The organism is Pelomicrobium sp. (assembly GCF_036803785.1).
Lineage (GTDB): Bacteria > Pseudomonadota > Gammaproteobacteria > Burkholderiales > UBA6910 > Pelomicrobium.
Genome location: NZ_DAIRTR010000185.1, coordinates 1 through 4,602 on the forward strand (window position 1 = coordinate 1; position 4,602 = coordinate 4,602).

Annotated in this window: 3 protein-coding genes; 2 read left to right on the forward strand and 1 reads right to left on the reverse strand. The window is 68.6% G+C overall.

Annotated features, from left to right (window positions below; translation table 11 throughout):
* Positions 1-591, forward strand: a 591-nt coding sequence (locus V7Q81_RS14790) for a phosphorylase family protein (RefSeq protein ID WP_333844811.1), incomplete at its 5' end; no start/stop codon positions are given.
* Positions 575-1,960 (forward strand): aspartate aminotransferase family protein, encoded by a 1,386-nt coding sequence (locus V7Q81_RS14795; RefSeq protein ID WP_333844813.1) that lies wholly within the window; start codon positions 575-577, stop codon positions 1,958-1,960. The genes V7Q81_RS14790 and V7Q81_RS14795, both read left to right, overlap by 17 nt.
* 70 nt (positions 1,961-2,030) lie before the next feature.
* On the opposite strand, the gene V7Q81_RS14800 is transcribed toward V7Q81_RS14795, so the two are convergent.
* On the reverse strand, positions 2,031-4,602 hold a 2,572-nt coding region (locus V7Q81_RS14800), incomplete at its 5' end, for an MMPL family transporter (RefSeq protein WP_333844816.1).

Genomic DNA, 4,602 nt, shown 5'->3' on the forward strand with positions numbered 1-4,602 from the left:
GCCCTGTTGAGCTGGGGTTTCGCGGGGGCGCTCGACCCGCAGCTGCGGGCCGGGGCCCTCGTCCTTCCGTCGGCGGTGGTGGCCGCCGACGGGCAGCGCTTTCCTGTGGATCCCGAGTGGCACCAGCGGCTGCTGGCGAGCCTGGCACCGCGGTTGCGAGTGAGCACGCAGCCCCTCGGCGAAGTGCTGCGCCCGCTGCAAGGGGCCGCCGCCAAGGCCGCGCATCACGGGGCGTTTCCCGTGGCGGCGGTGGATATGGAGTCTGCGGCCATCGCTCGCGTCGCCCGAGAGGCGGGGATCGCCTTTGCCGCGGTGCGCGCCGTTGCCGACACTGCGCCCCGGCGAGTGCCAGCAAGCGCCTTAAGCGCCCTCGACCCGAACGGCGTCCTGCGCCTGCAGGCACTGCTCGCGGCCCTCGCCCGCTGCCCCCGGGACTTGCCCGCCCTGATGGCCCTCGTTCCCGGCTTCCTCCTCGCCCGCCGAGCGCTGCGGCATGCGAGCCGGGCCGCCGGGGTGGCCGGAGCGCTCGCGCCCCCTCCAGGGCGGCGCGGGCGAGGGGAGATCGAGGTGAACGATGTCGTACCTGACTGAGCTGCTGGCCGCGCGCCAAGGGGACAACTTCGCTCTCCACGAGAAGTACTTGAACGCCCAGATGGTGAGGGTGCTCAAGACCATCGGCTACGACCGCACTTACGTGAGGGCACGCGGCCCCTATCTCTACGACGATCAGGGCAACGAATACCTCGACTTGTTGAGCGGATTCGGGGTGTTCGCTCTCGGGCGCAATCATCCCAAAGTCATAGCCGCCCTCCAGGACGTGCTCCTCCGAGAGCTGCCCGATCTGGTGCAGCTGGACGTGTCCCTCCTGAGCGGTCTGTTGGCCGAGAGCATTCTGGAAACCGTGCCGGGAGAGCTGTCCAAGGTTTTTTTCTGTAACTCGGGGGCCGAGGCGGTGGAGGCGGCCATCAAGTTCAGCCGCTACGCCACTCGACGGGCGAAGATCGTCTACTGCGAGCACGCCTTCCACGGCCTCACCATGGGTGCCTTGTCCCTGAACGGGGACAAGATCTTTCGCGAGGGCTTCGAACCCCTCCTGCCGGGATGCGTGGCCGTGCCTTTCAACGATCTGGAGGCGCTGGACCGGGCCCTGGGCGCCCGGGATGTGGCGGCCTTCGTCGTCGAGCCGATCCAGGGTAAGGGGGTGAACCTGCCTGCCGACGACTACCTGGCCGAGGCGGCAAGACTATGCCGGAAATACGGAACCCTGCTCGTTGCCGACGAAATCCAGACTGGCCTGGGACGCACCGGACGCTTCTGGGCCGTGGAGCACTGGCAGGTGGAGCCGGACATGATCCTCATGGCGAAGGCCCTCTCCGGCGGCTTCGTGCCGGTCGGCGCAGTGGCCATGCGCAAGCCCGTGATGGAGGCGCTGTTCGACCGCATGGACCGGGTGGTGGTGCACGGATCCACCTTCTCCAAGAACAACATGGCCATGGCCGCGGGCATCGCCACCTTGCAGGTGATCAGGGAGGAGCGCTTGGTCGAGAACGCTGCCCTCCTCGGACAACGGCTCATCGGCGCATTGCGCACCCTGGTCGATCGATACGAGCTGCTCAAGGAGGTGCGCGGTAAGGGCCTGATGATCGCCCTCGAGTTCGGAGCGCCCAAGAGCCTTTCCTTGAAGGCCGCCTGGAGTCTACTCGAGAGCGCCCACAAGGGGCTGTTCAGCCAGATGGTGGCGATTCCCCTGTTCCAGCACCATCGCATCCTCAGCCAGGTCGCCGGCCACGGGATCAACGTGATCAAGCTCCTTCCCCCCTTGGTGATCGGCGAGCGGGAAGCGACCCGGATCGTGGCTTCCCTAGAGGCGGTGATCGCTGACTGTCATCGGGTGCCGGGGGCGCTCTGGGACTTGGGCAAGCGACTGGCCACCCAAGCCTTGAAGGCGCGGGCCGGTTGATACCACTGATGCCGCGGGTCGATGCGCGGTGGCGGCAAGGCCTCGGTGCTCGACAGCAGTGCGGTGGCGCTCAACAACGTCGCCCCTCGCGACCTCGCCCCTCACACTCCACCAAGAGGGCGGGCAGGACGAGGAGGCTGGAGACCAGGGTCAAGGATAGGGCGAGCACGAGGAGCTGGCCCATGCCCGCCATGCCAGGATGCTCGGAGAAGGCGAGGGCCCCGAAGGATACGGCCGTGGTGAGGGCGCTAAAGAAGACCGCGCGGGGCGTGCTGCTGCGCAATAGGCGCTCCAGGTCCCGACTATCGCGGCTGCGCACGACCAAGTAGAGACCGAAGGCGATGCTCAGCCCGAGCAGCAGGGGCAGGGCGATGATATTGGCCAGGTTGAAGGAAAGGTCCAGCGGGACGCAGGCGCCGGCCGTGAGCAGGGCGGCCAGCACCACGGGGAGCAACACCAAAAAAGCGTCCCGGAGCCTGCGCAGCGCCGCCAGCGAGAGGCTCAGGGTAGCGAGGAGGGCGATGGCGGTGGCCTCCAGGCACGCCCTCACCACCGCATTGCCGGCCTCCACGAAGGTCACGGGAGCGCCCGCAGCGTGGGGTGCGAGCGCTTGCACCGCCCGCACGAAGCGGTCCATGGCGGCGTTATCCCGCAGGTCTTCCCTAGGAAAGACCTCCACCCTCGCCCGCCCATCGGGGCTCACGTAGCGCCGCCTCAGCTCCTCGGGAAGCTCCGCCAGGCCGACCCGGGTCGCGGCGAGGGACTGTCCCAGCGCGTTCAGGATGTCGGGCAGGTCGCCGATCACCCCGTGCCGTAGCTGCGCCGTCAACGCCTCCGGCCAGCCCGGCATGGCGGCGAGCCGTTGCAGGCGGACGCCGAGCCGCGCGGCGCTGGCGGCCAGCTCGTCGTTCCGGCGGGCGCTGGCAGCTAAGAGGGCTTCTCGGAACCTCTCCACCGCCGCCGCCTCTTCCTCGGGCGTAGGGGCGGCGGCGGGCGCCGGGGACGTCAAGAGGGGCGCGAGGACCAGATTCATATCCTCGAGGATGCGCAATTTCTCCTCCTGGTCCGCCGGCACGAAGCTTGTCAGGGTGAGCGTCCGGTCCACCACGTCCAATCGGTCCAGGCGAGCGGCCAATGCCTGGGCCGCCTCCAGATCCTGGACCAGGACCTCGATCGTGTAGGGAGTGGTGGAGGGGTCCTGCAGGAGACTCAGGAAAGCCGCCACGGACGCAGTGGCGGGATCTCTCAGGTTGAGAGGATGGAAATCGAACCGGACCTGGGGCATGAGGAGCAGGGAACCGGCGGCCGCCACTCCCGCGGCGCCGAGCAGGATCCGCCGGTTGCGCTGGACGGCGAGCACGCTCAGGAAGAGGGTCTGCACCGTCCCCGCCCTCGGACCGCCCGGGTCGGGGCGAACCCCCATCACGCTGAGCGCTGCGGGTAGCACCGTCAGGTTCGCCCCCAGGGCGACCATCATGCCGGAGCCGGAGATCATCCCCAGCTCGGCCAGCCCCCGGTAATCGGTGGGGACAAAGGAAAGGAAGCTTAAGGCGGCGGCGAGGGCCGCCAGGGTAAGGGTGCCGCCGACACCTGCCGCGGCCCGCGCCAGCGCAGCGGCGTGGTCCTGGCTCGCGTCGAGCTCTTCCTGATAGCGCATCGCAAATTGAATGCCGAAATCTACCCCCAGGCCGATGAACAAGACGGCGAAGGTCGCCGAGATCAGGTTGAGATGGCCGATGGCAGCGGCGGCGAGGGCGGCAGTCCCGATCAAACCCATGCCCAGGGTGACCAGGATGGCCGCGACCAGCGGCGTTGACCCCAGGCCTAGGAAGAGAATGGTGCACACCAGGGCGAAAGCGACGGCGGTGGCGATTCCCGCCCCCCGCGACACGCTCGCCAGCTCCTCGTCCTCCATGGCGACTTCGCCGGTGAGGCGGATCTGCACGTCCCCCTGCTCGGCTTCCAACGCTCGGGCGAGGTGGCGCACCCGATCCAGCGCTTCTTTCGCCGGTCTCGGGCTTGCGTAGTCGAAGCGCGGCTGGATCAGAAGGAAGCTACGCCCGTCGTGGGCCGACGTCGAAACGTCTTGCAACAGCGCTTTCTGCCACGAGCGCGGCGGCGCCGCGCCCGCCACCAGGGCTTGCGCCGCTGCGTCGATTTCGTCGAGGGCTTTTTTGAGTGCGGCCCGATTCTCCGCGTCCAGATCTTCCCCGAGGGCGCGCTCCAGCACGGAGAAAAGCCCGCGCAGGCTGGGATCCAGGGCCACCGCGCCCAGCAACGGCTGCGCTTCGGCGAGCCTCTCGCTCAGCCGCCAAAGCTCCTCGGTGTTGAGGTAGAGCAGGCCGTTGCGGGCGAAGAACGGTCCCCGACCGGGCTGGTAGACGTGGCGGAAGAGCTCGCTCGAGAGCGCGAGCTGCGCCGCGAGCGTGTCGGCGGCCGCGTTCGCCCGGTGGGCGGTGTCGGCCTGAACGATCACCACGATGAGATCGGAGAGCTGGGGGAAGGCCGCCTCCAGCGCCCGGTCGGCCTGGAGAAACGGGAGCTGGGGATCCAGCATGTCCGCCGTGTCGGTATTGATCGAGAGATGGGTCGCCGCGTAGTAGAGGAGGGCGGCGCACCCGAGCGCCGCCGCGCGCACTACC

Bases quoted from the DNA above. Each gene is read 5' to 3' on its own strand.
- V7Q81_RS14795 (WP_333844813.1), top strand. From the start codon at position 575: ATGTCGTACCTGACTGAGCTGCTGGCCGCGCGCCAAGGGGACAACTTC.